Here is a 16,862-nt window from a genome sequence, read left to right on the forward strand (position 1 = left end):
TGGTAGTAAACTGTTATTGTATCACTTACCTTCTTCCTCTTTCGTGGTTTCTCCAATTTTAACCAGTTCTTGGCTCATTTTAGCGTGACCAGCAAAAAAGATGTAATAAACCATAGCGCTTAAAATGAAGAAAAAGCTGATGTAAAAATGAATGTAGCTACCTGCTGCAGCCAATACATAACAAACAGGACCTACCAACGCCGTTTTTTGTGCCGAACGATAAACTTCATCCGTCAAAATTTCATGTCGGGTATGATTATTTCGAATAATATATTCCAGCAAAATCAGGTGCATGACGGCAATTACAAACAGGGTTGACGAGTAGATGATGATAGTGATAGGCAGATAAGGGTTTTCTGCCAGTAAAGCCGCCGGGTACGGAATGAGGGCGATAAACATCAAGTAAACAATGTTAATCCACATCAAAATGCTGTCAGTTACCTTGGCAAAGGCAAATATGCGGTGGTGAGCTATCCAAAAAACACCAATCACCAAAAAAGTAAAAGCAAAAGTAAGCAGCTTGGGTATAGCCTGATGTAATACTTTATACAGTTGCTGGCCGCTTACGTAATTGGCCTGCGGTATTTTCACATTCAAAATTAGCAGGGTAATGGCAATGGCAAACACGCCATCCGAAAATGCTTCCAGCCGGTTCTTATTCATCTGGCGGGTATAATTAATTGATTAGTATATAATAAATAGGTAAATAGCTTTTACCCGATGAATGTTTGCGTAGGCTGGCGTATAGTGTAAACGGTAAACTAAGAGAGAATAATAAAAAAGCCCATCAACTTATGTTGATGGGCCTCACAACTAAATAGAACTCTCTAAACCTTACTTTATTCTCACAAACGCATTAACCTTTAAATATAGTTTGATACGTGCTGTAAATAATAAAGTTGCTTAAAAATTAAAAAAAGTTTATCTGTAAATAAATGTTACAAAATGCTACTTAATCTGGCTAATTAACTGCTGATAGAGTTTTTCCACATCTGCTTTTTGAAATAATTCAGGACCTCGGTTCATGGTAGCGGCACTGCCACAGGCTATGCCCATGCGTACCATCTGGCGTAAATCAAAACCCTTTTCACAGCCATAAACCATACCCGCTACCATACTATCGCCAGCGCCTACAGTGCTTTGCTTTTCAATAGGTGGAGCAGCAATATGTTCTGAAAAATCTTTGCTGGCTATGTAGGCACCATCGCTACCTAATGATACCACAACTACCTGGCATTTACCCTTATCAATAATTTGCCGGGTTGCTTCTTCAACCGAAGCAATATCTTTAATGTCGATACCTGTTAATTTACTAAGTTCGGCTTGATTAGGCTTGAGCATAAATACGCCTTCTTCTACCGCATGTTTCAGGGCTTCGCCAGAAGTATCTACAATCAACCGGGCTTCATCCTGCCGTGCAATACGGGCTATCTTAGCTAAAAAGTCATCGCTGGCTCCGGGAGGCATACTGCCGCTTACCACAATAAATTTGGGTTTAGGCGACAGGTTTTTAATGACATTCAGTATTTCGCGTTCTTCTTTAGGCAACAGTTCTACCGCCGGCATACCAAAGCGGTACTCTTCATGGATAGAGCGGTTCATGACGATGAAATTTTCACGCGTCATGTTTTCGGTAAGTACCGGTAACTGGTTGATGCGTTCTGCCTTCAGCAAATCCTGCAAAAGCTGTCCGGTTAAGCCGCCTGATGGGAAAACCGCGACCGAATTTACATTCAGCCGCTTTAATCCGCGAGATACATTGATACCGCCACCACCTGGTTCAAACCGGGGCTGGTCGCAACTGAGTTTCTGATCGGGTTCTATTTTATCTACCGTGGTACTTTTATCTACCACAGGGCTTAAGGTTAATGTGATAATATGCTTCATTTACGCAATAGTAACTTCAGGGGCTAAATATACATCTTGGATACTATGTAAAAATTCAACACCCTCGGCAAACGGCCGTTGGAAAGCACGACGACCTAAGATTAAGCCGGTACCACCTGCCCGTTTGTTAATAACTGCGTTAGCTACTGAATCAGCCAAATCGCCCGGGCCTTTAGACTCTCCACCTGAGTTAATTAAGCCGGCACGACCCATATAGCAATTTGCTAATTGGTAACGGCACATATCAATTGGGTGCTCGGATGTTAGCTGACTATACATCAGCGGATCATTTTTAGAAAAATTGATTTTGGTAAAACCACCGTTTACATCAGGCATTTTCTGCTTGATGATGTCGGCTTGTATGGTTACCCCTATGTGGTTAGCCTGTCCGGTGATATCAGTAGCAGCTTCGTAGTTTATACTATCTTTCTTAAAATCATTGTTACGAGTATAGCACCACAAAATAGTAGCCATGCCTAACTCATGGGCACGTTCAAAAGCTTGTGATACTTCAATAATCTGGCGGCTGGATTCTTCCGAGCCGAAATAAATAGTAGCACCTACTGCAGTTGCACCTAAGTTCCAGGCATCTTCAACCGAACCAAACATAATCTGATTGTATTTGGTAGGGTAGGTCAGCAACTCGTTATGGTTAATTTTAACTATCAGCGGAATTTTGTGGGCGTACTTGCGCGACACCATAGCCAAATTACCAAAAGTGGTGGCTACGGCATTCGAGCCACCTTCTAGAGCCAACTTTACAATGTTTTCTGGGTCAAAATACATCGGGTTTTTGGCGAAAGATGCACCAGCAGTATGTTCAATACCCTGATCAATAGGCAGGATAGATAAATACCCCGTACCAGCTAAACGGCCGTGATTACGCATGGCTGCCAAGCTGCGCAAAACTTGTGGATTACGGTTGGTTTCCAAAAACACCTGGTCAATAAAATCAGGTGATGGTAGGTGTAATAAACTTTTGTCGAAAGTTTTGCTTTCATGCTGTAGTAAATCGTCGGCGCGGTTACCCAATAAGTCAAGAATGTGTTGAAAGGCCATATGATATGGAGTTTTGAGAAGTCAAAGAAATTTTAAAACATAACAGGCTTACAACTTGATTGTTTTTTGCTTGGCAGTACAAGTTGACTGGCCTAAGCTGTAGTTTGACTTTGAAAAGACAAATGTTTGAAGTTTAATTTTTTAGCCTTTTATGGTTATTTGCATTCTAATAAGTAGTATTAGTTTAATGTAGCGGTTAAAAAAATTAGATTATCAAGGAAAAAAATTATTTTTAACCGGGCAAAATATAGCCTTGTATTATAATCTGCAATCAATAAACTTATTTTAATATATAAATTATAACGATCGTTTGAAGCTTAAAGCCATGTTTGAAAATTATTACCTTTTTATTAATAAATACTTAAATTTCATATATCTATTATTTGCAATCATACTTACTGGGCTATCAACCATTCTGGTACCTCCTTTTCAAAATCCAGACGAACCTGCTCATTTTTACAGAGCCGAAGAAGTTTCAAGATTGGAGTTAGTACCCTCTTTTGTATATGACAGTCAATACAAGATTCCACAGCATACAGACTCAACATTAGTATTTTCTGCACCTGGTGGATACAAGGTTGATAAAGGAGTACAGCAAGCACAGCATCCATTTACTAGATTATCTTGTTGTTTAATAAATCGAGTAGACTCAAGCATGTTTATTGAAGCTAAGCAGTATAAATGGGGTAGTGGCTTTACTCGATTAAATTTTGGTAATACAGCTATTTATCCACCTACTGCTTACATTATACCATCCATAGGTATATTTATTGGTAAATGCCTTCAACTTAATATTATACAAACCTATACTTTGTCGAGAATTTTTAACTGTGTTACAGCAGTAATGATAGGTTTTTTAGCTCTGTTTTTAGCAAAGCGTAGTCGTATACTTTTCTTTATAGCACTGCTATTTCCAATGTGCGTTTCCCTATTTGCATCTGTTAGTCAAGATGCTTCACTAATTTGTTTTTCTTTTTTACTAGTTGCCATTATAGATCATGCCGAATTTAATAGTACTCCTCAATATTCGAAATGGCATTTTTTGGGTATGGTTCTGTTAATGACTTTAATAATTATTGCTAAACCACCCTACACTCCTTTAGTATTTATATTTCTGCTTTTGAGTATCCCTCTACGTACTAGAGTATTATTGTTTAGCATACCTTTATTTATATTGATGATTTGGTTTTATATTGATCACTACAATCTAGCAATACCATTTGCACCTGTTGAAATGCATATAAATGCCAAATTACAAGTTTCACATATACTTCACCATCCCTTTAGATTTATAAAAATGTTTTTTAAACCTGAATGGATGGCTATCAACCAGAATGCAAAAATGTTTGTCGGGATACTAGGTTGGCTTGATACGTATTTTCCTAGACTTTACTATAAAATGGCATTCATGGTTTTTTTCTTGGGTTTAGTAACTTGCTTTGAGTTTACCCGGAAAGATTCACATTTTAAAGTTAAGGTTGGCTTATTATTTTTTGCAACAATCACCTTAATAGCAGTAATGACAGCCCAATATGTAACATGGACTGCATTAGATTCACCTGTGTTTAGTGGTATGCAAGGCAGGTATTTATATCCTATATTTCCGTTTGTGGCACTTGGTGTTTCAGGTTATAAGAAAATAGATAAGATAAGTCCTTACAAAAGCGTGTTCTTGATCTTAATTGTAAGTTTTCCAATAATTACTATATTAAACTTGGTTAATGTATTAATTCATCGATATTATTTATAGCTTGATTGTAAATATGGCTTATTTAGCTTTAAATAAGCCATATTTAAGAATACAATATATAGCGCGAAAGCCATCTTTCCAACCAATTTTCTTACCTTCTTCATAGGTACGGCCGTAATAAGATATTCCAACCTCATATAAACGTAAGTTTTTCACACGCGATAGCTTTATAGTTATTTCCGGCTCAAAGCCAAAACGCTTTTCTGTTAAAATAATTGATTGTATCAACTTTCGATCAAACATCTTGTAACATGTTTCCATATCTGTAAGGTTCATATTCGAAAACATGTTGGATAAGAAAGTTAACCATTTATTCCCTATTGTATGCCAGAAAAACAATATACGGTGAGGATGACTACCCATAAACCGCGACCCATAAACAACATCAGCAAAACCGTTAATGATAGGTTTAAGCATGTAGTTGTACTCTTCAGGGTCATACTCTAGGTCAGCATCTTGTATAATTACATAGTCTCCTGTAGCTTGAGCAATACCAGTATGTAGGGCTGCACCTTTGCCTTGATTTACTTCATGTTTATAGTAAACAATATTTAAGTTAGCATTTTGCTGCTGATACAGTTTCACTGCATCATCTGTATCGTCCTTTGAACAATCGTTTACAATGATTACTTCTTTTTGAATATCATTAATAAGTTTAACATTTTTTATCTTATCAAGAATCAGGTGAATAGTTTTACCTTCATTGTAGGCTGGAATAATAATTGACAAAGTATTAATATGCATGTAATAAGGAAGTTCTAAAATTTATCAGCTTATAAATAGTTCCAAAAATATGCAAAATCTAGCTTTAATCTTAAAAACAGTTTAAAAATGATTAATCATAATATTTTTGAGTGCAAGTTGAACAATAGTCTGGCTGTATAGCATTAATCAGTAACTGTTCTTACTTAGTTTCTATGTTGCCAATAATTTTATTCTGTTTTAAAAAACTATCACGCTCAAAAGATATTGAATACTTTAGCGCATTAAAACCTGTACTATGTCCGTCATTCTGTTTACGTTAATTATTCTGGTTGGGGCCTACATGGCCGGTTTGTTAGGCTCATTAACCGGATTGGGTGGGGGCGTAGTCATCATACCTCTATTATCATTGGTTTTGGACGTAAATATTCACTATGCTATTGGCGCTTCGCTGGTGTCGGTTATTGCTACCTCTTCAGGTTCGGCTGTGGCTTATGTGCGTGAAGGGATTACTAATATGCGCATTGGTATGTTTCTGGAAATTGCCACCACTACAGGGGCAATGCTGGGAGCTATGTTGGCCCTGCACCTGCAAACCAGCTTTATTGCCGTTATATTTGGCGTCATACTGATTTTTACGGCGGTCATGTCGTTACGTAAAAAAGAAGAATTTGTAAGTCAGGAAAAAAGCTGGCTGTCAGATAAACTGAAGCTGAACGGCAGCTACCCAGCCAATGGCCAAACCGTACAATATGGCGTACGCCATGTAGGCGGCGGTTTTTTAATGATGCTGTTTGCCGGGGTTATATCAGGGTTGTTAGGCATCGGTTCGGGCTCCTTAAAAGTAGTGGCTATGGATGGTATTATGCGTATTCCATTCAAAGTATCAACTACCACCAGTAACTTCATGATTGGTGTAACTGCGGCGGCCAGTGCCGTGGTTTATTTGCAGCGTGGATATATTGATCCTGGCTTATCAATGCCAGTGGTAATCGGTGTGTTGCTGGGAGCTTTAACCGGGTCTAAAATACTGGTACATACCCAAAAGTCGGGCTGGCTACGATGGACGTTTGCCATTGTAGTAACTTTTTTGGCCATACAAATGATTTATAACGGAATAAATCACAAAATTTAACTACATGTCTAACGTTAAACAGTTTAAAGATACCGATATCCAATTAGCCATAGGTTGGATATTGCGTTTGGGGGTTATTATTTCCATGTCGGTAGTTTTTATTGGTGGTTGCTTGTACATTTATCGTCATGGGTATAGTATAGCCAATTACCACGAGTTTAAAGGGGTACCTAATTTTGTACATACGCCAGCTGGTATATGGCATGGTATTTTAACCGGGCATGGGCAGGCTATTATTCAAGCTGGCATTTTGTTATTGGTGGCTACACCAGTACTGCGTATTCTTTTTTCTGCTTTTGGTTTTCTGCTCGAGAAAGATTATTTGTACGTAGGTATCACCTTGCTGGTACTGGCTATTATTATTATCAGTGCTTTAACCGGGCATGGTGGCTAATAACAAGCTGCTCATCCGTTTGAAATTGTTATTTTTGGATTCTTTATGATTAAAAAGCTTTTATGGATAGTATGCCTGGTTGCCTGTACAGCCAGCGCCTTTGCACAAACCGAGCCCACAGCTTACCGTAGCGTAGTAAACCGGTTTATGCTGTATTATAACCGCAACCAGGCTGATAGCGTATTTGCTATGTTCGGTCCTGAAGCTAAGGCTACTATGCCTGTAGAAAAGAACCGGCAGGTACTAACACAGTTGCAGGCTCAGATAGGTGGTTTGCAGCAGGCTACTTTTGCGGGTATGGCGCAAAATGTAGCAACGTACAAAGCCGATTTTCAAAAATCAACTCTGACTATGAAAATAAGTCTGGCTAATGATGGTAAGATTAGTGGGTTGTTTTTTGATAATTATCAGTCGGCAAAAACAAATGTACCAGCAGCTGCCAGCTTGGGCGCTAACGAAATGCCGCTGTCTGTAAAAACGTTGGCCGGTACAATTAATGGTACATTAGCCTTGCCGAAACAGGCTACGGGCAAAGTACCTGTAGTGCTGATTGTTGCTGCTTCAGGAGCTACAGATCGCGATGGGAACAAACCTAAGTTGAACCTGATGCCGGATACTTATAAATTGCTGGCCACAAATTTAGCCCAAAATGGTATTGCTTCATTACGATATGATAAACGCCAGGTTGACCCAACGCTAACAGCAGCTAAAGAAAAGAACATGCACTTTAGCGATTTGGTAGATGATGCTGTAACACTGGTTACGCAGCTGCATGATGATCCAAGATTTTCTAAAGTAGTGGTGCTGGGGCATAGTGAGGGCTCGTTGGTGGGTATGCTAACCTGTGATGGCCAACCGGTTAATGGTTTTATATCTGTTGAGGGAGAAAGCGAATCGGGCGATAAAATTTTGATGGAAGAAGCAAAAGCACAGCCCGAGTTTATTCGTAATAATTTAAAAGCAGTAATTGATACTATGCGCAAAGGCAAAGTAAATGAGGTTGTAGATCCCAGCATTTACAGCATTGCCCGTACCAGCATACAGCCTTACTTAATGTCGTGGATGTATATTGATCCGATAAAAGTAATCAAGCGCATGAAGCAGCCTATTTTGCTAATACAAGGTACTAATGATTTGCAGGTGAGCACTGCTAACGGCGAAAAGCTGAAAAAAGCAAAATCGGAAGCTAAGTTAGTGACTATAACTGGCATGAATTACGTACTTCGTGATGCACCGACGGAAACTGAGCGCAATATAGCTACCTATAATCAGCCCGGGCTACCACTTAAACCTGAACTGATAACAACGATAGTGGATTTTGTAAACAGTTTGAAGTAGAAGGTAAGGTTAAGAAATAAAAAACTAAGAGGGTCATTGCAGCAAGCAATAACCCTCTTAGTTTTCAAATTAGTGCTTAGTCATAACGATTTGCAGGTATGCCTTTGTCTGAAAAAATATAACGATCAGTAGCCTGAGCATTCTTTTTCCATTTGGATGAATACTTGCGCTCACTTGTACTATCAGGAGCTTGAAAAGCATGAAGAGGAACGGCCTCGCTTACAATTTGTGAACTGGTACTTTTACTGGCAGCTGGCATATGGTGGTACATGATACTGCCTATAGTTTTTCTGTTCTTATACTGTTTGTAGTAGTTTAGGGTCATCAAACCTACCTGATACTTATAATTTTTATAATTGATAGCATTTTTTGTCAAAGGGCTTATGAATACTTGGCCAAAATCTTCAGGTTTATAGCGGTTCAGTTCGGTATTATCTACATGCTTGTCATCAATCCACAAACCATAAGTATGTGCATCAAGCCATGCGTTTAGTTGCTTTTGAGTAGGGGCGATTCGAGGTGCTTTAGGTGGAGGTAATATAAAGCCTATTTCTTGATTCCGCTGCTGAGTACGGCTCATCTGCTTAAATATTTGTTCCATTCGGTTGCGGGCAGCTGAAGGTTGCTGATCTTGGCTGTGATTCATTTGTCCTTTTTTATACACCGATTGATATTGCTTTGCAAGTTTGGTGTATTCTTCCAATAACACATTTGATACACCTTTTTGAGTACAAGGGTAACCTTTTAAAAGCTTTTCGTTAATAGGCTCGGTTGTTTGCAGGGTTACATTACTTAATGTACTGTAGTGTTTGGTTGCCTGTTGCTTTTTGCCGGTTGGGAGCTGTTGCATAGCTTCAGTTTTAATGCAAAATAACAGTGTAGCTGTAGCAATTACAGGTACCATGGCCACTCTGGTCAGCCAGGCCTGAGTGGCAGAAGTTTTTTTAGTCATCATAATTAATCGTTGTTTAGTTATAGAATAATTGAATTGACTGGTGAGGTTTAAGCTTGGGGTTTGATAAGCTTTATTAAGCAGCAGGTGCTGATAAGCAACTGTGTTGTAATTATAACTAAGTACGGTTGCGTCAGCTATAAACTCATGATTTAGCTGTATGGCATTTCGGTATAGCCATAAAATTGGGTTAAACCAACAAGCAAGCTGAATCAGTTCTAATAAGATAATATCGGCAGAGTGATATTGCTGAACATGGGCTAGTTCGTGCTGCAATATAGCAGGCTCAATTTGGTTGCTGTGATAGTCATGCTGATTTAAGAAGATGTAATGGAAAAAACTGTGAGGCATTAAAGGTTTAGCCATCAAAACCAGTTGTGCCTGCTGATAAAGTATTTTTTCATTTTGCCTTACAGATAAGCCAATTGCATATAGATTCCTGATGAAGCGGAACAGCAGTAAACCAGCTACCAGCGCATAAATTGTAAAACCAACATAAGCAGAATAGTTTACGGTGGATTCGCTTACCTTTGATGGTTGTGGTGAGCTGATAGGTTCGGGTATCAGTACAAAATAAGTAGCAGGTTGATGTTGGATAGGTGGTATCGTATTAACAAGTGCATTGTGCTGAGGAACAACAATCAGCGGAACAACCAACGGGAAAACCAAGCTAAAAAGCAAGTAAAACCGATTAAATGCATATATGGCTTTGTTTTTTAGCAGCAAGTGATAAGCTAGTAGCAGTACACCGCTACAAAGCATATAATTAAGCAAGTAGGTTATCATTGGTTCTTCTGATTAATTTGTTCGTCAATGATTTTCTTCAGACTCTCCAGTTCGTCAGCGGTCAGGTCGGTTTCTTTGGTGAAAAATGAAGCAAACTGTAAAGCCGAGTTGCCAAAAAAGTTTCTAATCAGGCCACCAATGTGATTCGAGAAATAGTCTTCCTTTTTTACCAGTGCGTAATATTGCCTTGAATTACCCATCAGGTGATAAGCCACAAAGTTTTTATCCTGCATTCGTTTCAGCAAGGTGGCAATGGTTGTTAAGGCTGGTTTTGGTTCCGGATAGCTGTCTACAATATCTTTCATAAACAATTTATCCTGGCTCCATATCATTTCCATTAATTGTTCTTCGGCTGTTGTTAATTTCATTTTCTACAAGAATAGATTTTGTTCTACAATTGTAGAAATAAAGATTGGAGAATACAAATTCTCTTGCAAGTTTTTCATCATGATGGTTCAAGAGATTTAATAAGCCAACAGGCCGGAACTACTGATAAATTTCAGCAACCCCGACCTGTTCGAAAAGCAAAAGCCTTTTTTAAATTGCAAATTTTACGAAGATTTCCAGCTACCCAGCAAACGGCGGATAATAATAATTTCTGCTACGTGATAAGCCGTATGATCGGCGGCTTGCAGCGTTTCGCGCAAAATGGTTTGCCCATCGCCGTGTGGGATAGGCGTGTAAATATCTCGGGTTTTTACCAGTTCAATTAAGCTTTGTGAGTCGCTTTTAATTTGTTGTATTGATTTTGTCCAGGCAACTTCGTCAGCTGGTTCATTTTCTTTGGGCCAGTATTCATCCGGCCACTTAGGCGATTGATGACTGGCATCCTTGCTAAATTCCAGCATATCCCATAAAGCTATGCGTATATGTTCCACCAGTTGCCAAATGCTATAAGGCAATCCATACGGTTTTTGTCCGCGTTGTTCAGCTGGTAAGTCTGCTAGGGCATCGTCTAGGTGAGCATGGGCAGAGCCACCCTGTAAAAACTTTATAGTTTCGTCAACAACGGTTTGATGATTATCAGGCATAATAGTCTAGTTTATATAATCAACAAGGTGTAAATGGGTTAGTTTTACTAAAAATTGAATGCTAGTCTGCTTATGGCCGAAGAGGCTATTTCCTTTGTCTTAGTAGATATATGATGTTTTTTGTCTTGGTACAAAGAACCAAAATCAAGTCTTTGTTTATGCTTTTTCGCCGCACATAGGCCAGCTTTTCACCTTAAGCTGGAGGAAGACGTTTTTAGAACCAAGAGTATAGAATCAGGAAGTAAGAATTTTAAGTAACAATGATAAGTTGTAGAATTAGGAGATACAGGTACTCTATTAATTCTGTATTTTAAAAAACAAGAGCGTGGGGTTGGCAGAAAAGCGGGCCAGCGTAGGGCATGAGCGCAGAAGCTTTTTTCTGCCTTGTCTTTTGGGTTACTTTTGTGACTAAGACAAAAGTAACTAGGCCTCTGCGGCTATGACCAGACTAGCACTCATCAAAGCACAAGCCCAACAATGTGGAATATATTTTAATCAGCTAAACTAAATATCCTTAATCCCTCCATAAACTATTGGTAAGCAGTATTGTTAATTAAGCATCATATGAGGTTAAAACTAACTTATATACTGCTGTTTTTCACTTTACCGATGTGCCTAACCGCGCAGGAAAGAAAAACATCGCGCCTTACCCATCGGCATACTGATAGTGTGGATAACGTTATGGTAGATACTACTATGATGGTAAATGGTGTGCCGCAAAAAGATTTATATGATGAAGTAAAAAAGTTATTTCACAAAAAGCCTCATCCGGGTAAAAGCGATTCGATTACCAGCAAGCCGGTATTTACCGGGGTACCAGCTGTAGGTTACACCTTGCAATCCCGGTTTGCACTTACCTTATCAGGTAATGCAGCGTTCAGGTTATCTCCAATGGCTAAAGTATCTACCATTACAGCTAGTGCTGCCTATACGCAAAACAAGCAGTTTACTATGCCTATCGAATCCAATATCTGGACTAAACATAACCATTGGGATTTCATCGGCGATATTCGTTTTTATAAATATCCGCAAAGCACATTCGGTTTGGGTTCGCAATCGTACATCGGTAATGAAGACCCGATGGATTATACCTTTTTTCGCTTTTATGAAACTGTGCTTCGGCAAGTAACCGGCAACTTGTATGCAGGTGCGGGCTACATTATTGACGAACACTGGAACATCAGCGATATAGGTACTAAAAATGGTGGACCTAATGACTACCGGCAGTATGGTGCACAATCGCACACTGTTTCTTCCGGCTTTACTTTGAATGCTTTGATGGATAGCCGGGATAATTCTATTAACCCATCAAAAGGCTTTTATACGGCTTTGCAATATCGTACCAGTTATGGCTTTTTAGGGAGTACTCGTAACTGGAACTCGCTAATTGTAGATGTGCGTAAATATTACCATTTTCCGGTATCATCGCGTAATGTAATTGCTTTCTGGAATTACGATTGGCTGGTGCTTAGCGGCAAACCACCTTATCTGGATTTACCTTCTACTTCGTGGGATGCATACAGCAGTACAGGTCGGGGGTATATACAAGGGCGTTTTCGCGGGGCGCAAATGGTGTACCTGGAAACTGAATACCGGTTTGGCATTACTGCTAATGGGTTATTAGGTGGCGTAGTCTTCTTGAACGGGCAATCCTTTTCGGCAGCACCAGGCAGCCATTTACAAGCTATGCAACCTGGGTTTGGTCCGGGGTTACGTTTAAAGCTTAATAAAATCTCAAAAACCAATATCTCGGTTGATTATGGCTTTGGCCGTGAAGATTCAAAAGGTGTGTTTATTAATATTGGAGAACTGTTTTAAGAAGGAGCCATTTTCCATTATATAAATGCCATAGATTGTATTAATGCACAATTTCCCTGTTTATACCAAGTCTCTTCTTTTAAGAGAGACTTTGTACGGAACAAAAAAAACCTGCGATACTTAACAAAATGCACAACTCCCCTTTGTGCAAATAGCAAAGTTGAAAGTTGGGCATCAAAATTATAAATCAGCTAGTTCAGGCTTGTTATTAACAATGGGTTTAATCTTTCGCACCTTGCTTATTTCCCATTATGCTTTCTTTAATGCTTTTTACTGGTGCACTGCCATAACTTAAAAATTTCTCATTGAAGTCTTTCAGTTTATACTTGTCGGCTAGTTTTTTCTGATAAGCATTGCGTAAGTCCATAATTTCCTGGTAGCCGGTAAAGTAGCTGGTTAACTGTACGCTGCTTACACTTACCCGTTTCCACTTGTTGTCCGCTTCGGCCTGTTGCTGAAAAGCTTCATGGGTTAACAATTTAATTGCTTGATCTTTAGTCATGCCACTGGTATGCACACTATAATCAAGGATGGCATTACATACCGAGCGCAGGTGCCATTTATACCACATTAGGCGTAATTCGGGTTCATTGTTGCCATAGCCCGCATCCAGCATCATTTGTTCGGTATATACGGCCCAACCTTCTATCATAGCACCATTGCCAAATACAGCTTTGATTAAACTAGGCGATTTGTTAGCATACACTAACTGCGTATAATGACCCGGTATGGCTTCATGCATACAGAAAATCTGCATGATGTACTGGTTATATTCGCGCAGATAGCTTTCGGCCCGTTCTGGGCTCCAGCCAGCCAAGCTGCCCACATTAAAGTAAGTGTTACCGTTTTTGTCATAAGGTCCGGGTGCACTTACCGACGCTCCAGCTACGCCAGCCATGTAAGCGGGCTCCTTACGTACAACTAAAGGTTTGGATGGATCGAGGGTCAGTAAATCTTTTTCTTTGACAAAGGCCGTCAGCTTAGGAATCTGTTTTTCAATGGCCGATTGGAAATCTTCCGGTTTTACGTGTTTGGCTGATAAGGTATCTATCATGCGGGCTATCAAATCCAATGTATCTTTAGGCATAGCTGCTTTCCCAAAGTACTTAGGCCACAGCTGCACACTCAATTTGCCCATTTCATGATGCAGGTATTTCTTTCGTTCAACTGCCGCATTGTACAACTGCTGAGGGGTGTAGTTGGATTGTATCTGGTACTTAAACTTATCTTGATACAAATCACGTCCTAATCTGAAACTACGCGGCTTAGTGCTTTTCAGGTTAGTTAGCCAGCTGGTAAACCCTTTAATAGCCTCAACGGATTGTTTAGCCCGATCCAGCATTAGCTTCTGGGTAGCTTCCGGTATTTTGGTTTTTTTGAGCGAATCAGCAAAATCTTTTTCGAATACACTAAGCCCGCCATTCATCTGGTCAACAGCTAAACTGGTTAATTCAGGTGCCGGATTTTTAACTTGCTTTTGCGCTTCTTTGTAGTAAATCGGCAGGTTAGCCATTTTTTCATAAAAGTTACGTAGCCGTTTATCTAACGGAGCATAATGCTCGTTCAACATGTAAGCAAACGTACCTATCTCATTATAATACCCCGGGTCCCATTCATAATCTTTCAAAGTTTGCAGGCCCCATTGCATTTCCTGCAACTTGTTTTGAATAATCTGGTAATCAATCCGGCTGGCCTCTGGCAAGCTACCTAAATTGTAGCGCAGCAATGAATCGGTTTCTACACGAGTAAATTTTAAGAGGTGCTGTCTGTTGGCTTCGGTGGGTAGTACCAGCAAACTGTCGTATTTATGATAGCCTACTTGCGTGCCCCAATCAGGTTGCTCTTTCCACAAAGCTTCTAAAAAATGATTAGTATAGGCATTGAATGCTTCGCTGCCTTTATCGCTTTCAGTAGGGCCAGAACCGTCTTTTTTGCAGCAAACTAAGGTAATGCTTAAACAGGCTGCCGCCGGTATCATTTTCTTAAACAGGTATTTATAAAAGTTGGACATGACTGTTTAAACATAGGGAATTATATGGATATTTTCTGAACCTGTAATTCAATTCTTATTAACTCAGGTGTTCATTTTTTGGAAGTTTGAACATTAATAAATTATTGGCAGTAGTAGCATTTTCTATTTAAGGAGCAAAGTTATAATATGGTCTGCTTTTTTATGCTCGTGCGTTCAATGTATTCAGAAGGTATTCGATTTTAATCTTTTGTATCAAGTCAAAAAGTTTATCTAATCTACTCAAACAAAAAAGCCTCTGCAACAATAAGCAGAGGCCTTTCTAATTAAAGCACAAGCGTGCATAAAGCTTTCCCTTCGGCCTTACTTCATGTAATTTTCCCTTACAGCCCTAAATTCTGAATTGGGTTTCCATTTAGGCCACAAAGTAGTGGAATAAGCTAGTTTTTTGCCTACGGTAAATAGTAATTGCAGGTCTTGCATAGTGCCGCTCATATCCCAGGTGGCTGGGTTGTACTCGTCAGATGGTTTGTGGTATGTAGTGGCGGTAAAATCTTCGTGCAGTTTACGGCCGTACTCTTTGCCTTTATTTACCAGGTCAATACCTGTTTCCGTGTATAATGCCGGTATGCCTACTTTTGCAAAGTTAAAATGATCTGACCGGAAGTATAAGCCTTGTGACGGATCAGGTTCAGGTGCTACATAGCGGCCTTGTTGCTTGGCTGCTTCTGCTAAGTAATCTTCCAAATCCGACTGCCCTGCGCCAATCAGGGAAATATCTTTGGTTTTGCCAAAAGCAAACAGCATATCCATGTTTATATCGGCTACAGTTTTGTTTTTCGGAAATATAGGATTCTCAGCATAATAAGCAGATCCCCAAAGTCCTTGTTCTTCAGCGGTTACCGCTAAAAAGAGAATGCTGCGCTCAGGTTTAGTTTTTACGCTTTTAAAAGCCTTAGCCAGTTCAAGCAAGGCAGCTGTACCACTGGCATTATCACCTGCACCGTTGTAAATACTGTCGCCTTTTGCATCTGGCTTGCCAATGCCCAAGTGGTCCCAATGCGCTGAGTAAATAATGCATTCATCCGGCTTTTTACTGCCGCTTATTTTAGCCACCACGTTGTGCGATTGCTTATACTGAGCTTTAACTGTTAACGAAGTGCTTGCAGTTAACGGTAACGCTTCGGCCTTAAAGCCGGGTTGTAAAGCTTTATTCAACAAAGTTTTGTAGTCAGTACTAGCAGCTTGCAATACTTTTTCGGTAGCTGGCAGGGTAAGCCAGCCCTCAATGGCACACTTATAAGTTTCATGACCGCGGCTATCCAGGTATAGTTTGGTAGCTTTCCAGCTATTCGCCACTACGCCAAACCCGTAAGCGGCCGGACCAGTATCATGAATAATTAAGCAACCTTTAGCCCCATGGCGAGCAGCTTCGTCAAATTTGTAAGTCCAACGGCCGTAGTAGGTCATGGTTTTGCCTTTAAACTGCTGTGCATCATAATAGCCCGGATCGTTCACCAACACCACTACAATTTTATCTTTTACATCTAAGCCGGCATAATCATCATGCTTAAACTCCGGGGCAGATATACCAAAACCTGCAAATACCAGTTGCTCTTTGTTAAGGTCGATAGATGGTGTAGCGCGGCGTGTCCATAACACATAATCCTGTAAGCCCTGTAAATCAAAGCTGCTGTTTGGCGTATTAATGGTCATGGTAGCTTTCGGGGTAGTAGAGATAGATACCATAGGCACCTCCTGAAAGTAGCTGCCTTTATTGCCAGGCTCAAGTCCCAATGCTTTAAACTGCTGTTGCAGGTAGTTAATAATTTTGGTTTCGCCGCTGGTAAAAGGCAAGCGACCTTCAAATGCATCGGCAGATATAGCTTTTACATAATTGCCATAGCTGGTCGTGCTAAAAGAAGATAAACCCTCTTGGTTATTTTGGGCAGAAGCAGTAAAGGCCATGCAGGCCAGTAATGCGCCTAGCCATAAAGAATTTTTTACAGTTGACATAAAAAAAGGCAGTGTAGTTTATACA

Annotated in this window: 14 protein-coding genes; 5 read left to right on the top strand and 9 right to left on the bottom strand. The window is 39.8% G+C overall.

Features of this window, described 5'->3' with window-relative positions:
* Positions 1-21 precede the first annotated feature (21 nt).
* The 3 genes from HH214_RS15300 to HH214_RS15310 all read right to left on the bottom strand — a co-directional run bounded on the left by HH214_RS15300 (position 22) and on the right by HH214_RS15310 (position 2,946).
* Positions 22-663, bottom strand: a complete 642-nt coding sequence (locus HH214_RS15300) for a TMEM175 family protein (protein ID WP_169609047.1) — start codon at positions 661-663, stop codon at positions 22-24.
* Between the two features lie 285 nt (positions 664-948).
* Positions 949-1,887: a 1-phosphofructokinase family hexose kinase gene (locus HH214_RS15305; protein WP_169609049.1), complete on the bottom strand. Its 939-nt coding sequence runs from the start codon at positions 1,885-1,887 to the stop codon at positions 949-951.
* Positions 1,888-2,946 (bottom strand): class I fructose-bisphosphate aldolase, encoded by a 1,059-nt coding sequence (locus HH214_RS15310; protein WP_169609051.1) that lies wholly within the window; start codon positions 2,944-2,946, stop codon positions 1,888-1,890.
* Positions 2,947-3,271: 325 nt separating this feature from the next.
* On the opposite strand from HH214_RS15310, the gene HH214_RS15315 reads away from it, so the two are divergent.
* The gene (locus HH214_RS15315; RefSeq protein ID WP_169609053.1) at positions 3,272-4,696 is read left to right on the top strand and encodes a DUF2142 domain-containing protein; all 1,425 of its coding nucleotides are present in this window, start codon (positions 3,272-3,274) and stop codon (positions 4,694-4,696) included.
* An 18-nt stretch (positions 4,697-4,714) separates the two neighbouring features.
* Here HH214_RS15315 and HH214_RS15320 read toward each other — a convergent pair whose 3' ends face one another.
* The gene (locus tag HH214_RS15320) at positions 4,715-5,440 is read right to left on the bottom strand and encodes a glycosyltransferase family 2 protein (RefSeq protein ID WP_169609055.1); all 726 of its coding nucleotides are present in this window, start codon (positions 5,438-5,440) and stop codon (positions 4,715-4,717) included.
* A gap of 256 nt (positions 5,441-5,696) precedes the next feature.
* Between HH214_RS15320 and HH214_RS15325 the strand changes: the two genes are divergently transcribed.
* From HH214_RS15325 to HH214_RS15335, 3 genes are read left to right on the top strand one after another with little or no spacing between them, the layout of a single operon-like run.
* On the top strand, positions 5,697-6,533 hold the full coding sequence (locus HH214_RS15325) for a sulfite exporter TauE/SafE family protein (protein ID WP_169609057.1): 837 nt from the start codon (positions 5,697-5,699) through the stop codon (positions 6,531-6,533).
* 4 nt (positions 6,534-6,537) lie between these two features.
* Positions 6,538-6,927, top strand: coding sequence for a DUF1634 domain-containing protein (locus tag HH214_RS15330; RefSeq protein ID WP_169609059.1), 390 nt, complete (start codon positions 6,538-6,540; stop codon positions 6,925-6,927).
* Positions 6,928-6,972: 45 nt separating this feature from the next.
* Complete coding sequence (locus HH214_RS15335) at positions 6,973-8,265, top strand: DUF3887 domain-containing protein (RefSeq protein WP_169609061.1); 1,293 nt, start codon at positions 6,973-6,975, stop codon at positions 8,263-8,265.
* 76 nt (positions 8,266-8,341) lie between these two features.
* Here HH214_RS15335 and HH214_RS15340 read toward each other — a convergent pair whose 3' ends face one another.
* The 3 genes from HH214_RS15340 to HH214_RS15350 form a co-directional block, all read right to left on the bottom strand.
* Entirely contained in the window at positions 8,342-10,003 is a 1,662-nt protein-coding gene (locus HH214_RS15340) for a M56 family metallopeptidase (protein ID WP_169609063.1), read from the bottom strand.
* Positions 10,000-10,371, bottom strand: a complete 372-nt coding sequence (locus HH214_RS15345) for a BlaI/MecI/CopY family transcriptional regulator (protein ID WP_169609065.1) — start codon at positions 10,369-10,371, stop codon at positions 10,000-10,002. Before HH214_RS15345 ends, HH214_RS15340 begins: the two co-directional genes overlap by 4 nt.
* Positions 10,372-10,554: 183 nt before the next feature.
* Positions 10,555-11,034, bottom strand: coding sequence for a DinB family protein (locus HH214_RS15350; RefSeq protein WP_169609067.1), 480 nt, complete (start codon positions 11,032-11,034; stop codon positions 10,555-10,557).
* Positions 11,035-11,598: 564 nt separating this feature from the next.
* Here HH214_RS15350 and HH214_RS15355 point away from each other — a divergent pair.
* Positions 11,599-12,852, top strand: a complete 1,254-nt coding sequence (locus HH214_RS15355) for a BamA/TamA family outer membrane protein (protein ID WP_169609070.1) — start codon at positions 11,599-11,601, stop codon at positions 12,850-12,852.
* Between the two features lie 220 nt (positions 12,853-13,072).
* On the opposite strand, the gene HH214_RS15360 is transcribed toward HH214_RS15355, so the two are convergent.
* Positions 13,073-14,863, bottom strand: a complete 1,791-nt coding sequence (locus tag HH214_RS15360) for a DUF885 domain-containing protein (protein ID WP_248282112.1) — start codon at positions 14,861-14,863, stop codon at positions 13,073-13,075.
* Positions 14,864-15,184: 321 nt separating this feature from the next.
* Entirely contained in the window at positions 15,185-16,837 is a 1,653-nt protein-coding gene (locus tag HH214_RS15365; protein WP_169609072.1) for a M28 family metallopeptidase, read from the bottom strand.
* Between the last annotated feature and the right edge of the window lie 25 nt (positions 16,838-16,862).

This window comes from Mucilaginibacter robiniae (assembly GCF_012849215.1).
Taxonomy (GTDB): Bacteria; Bacteroidota; Bacteroidia; order Sphingobacteriales; family Sphingobacteriaceae; genus Mucilaginibacter; species Mucilaginibacter robiniae.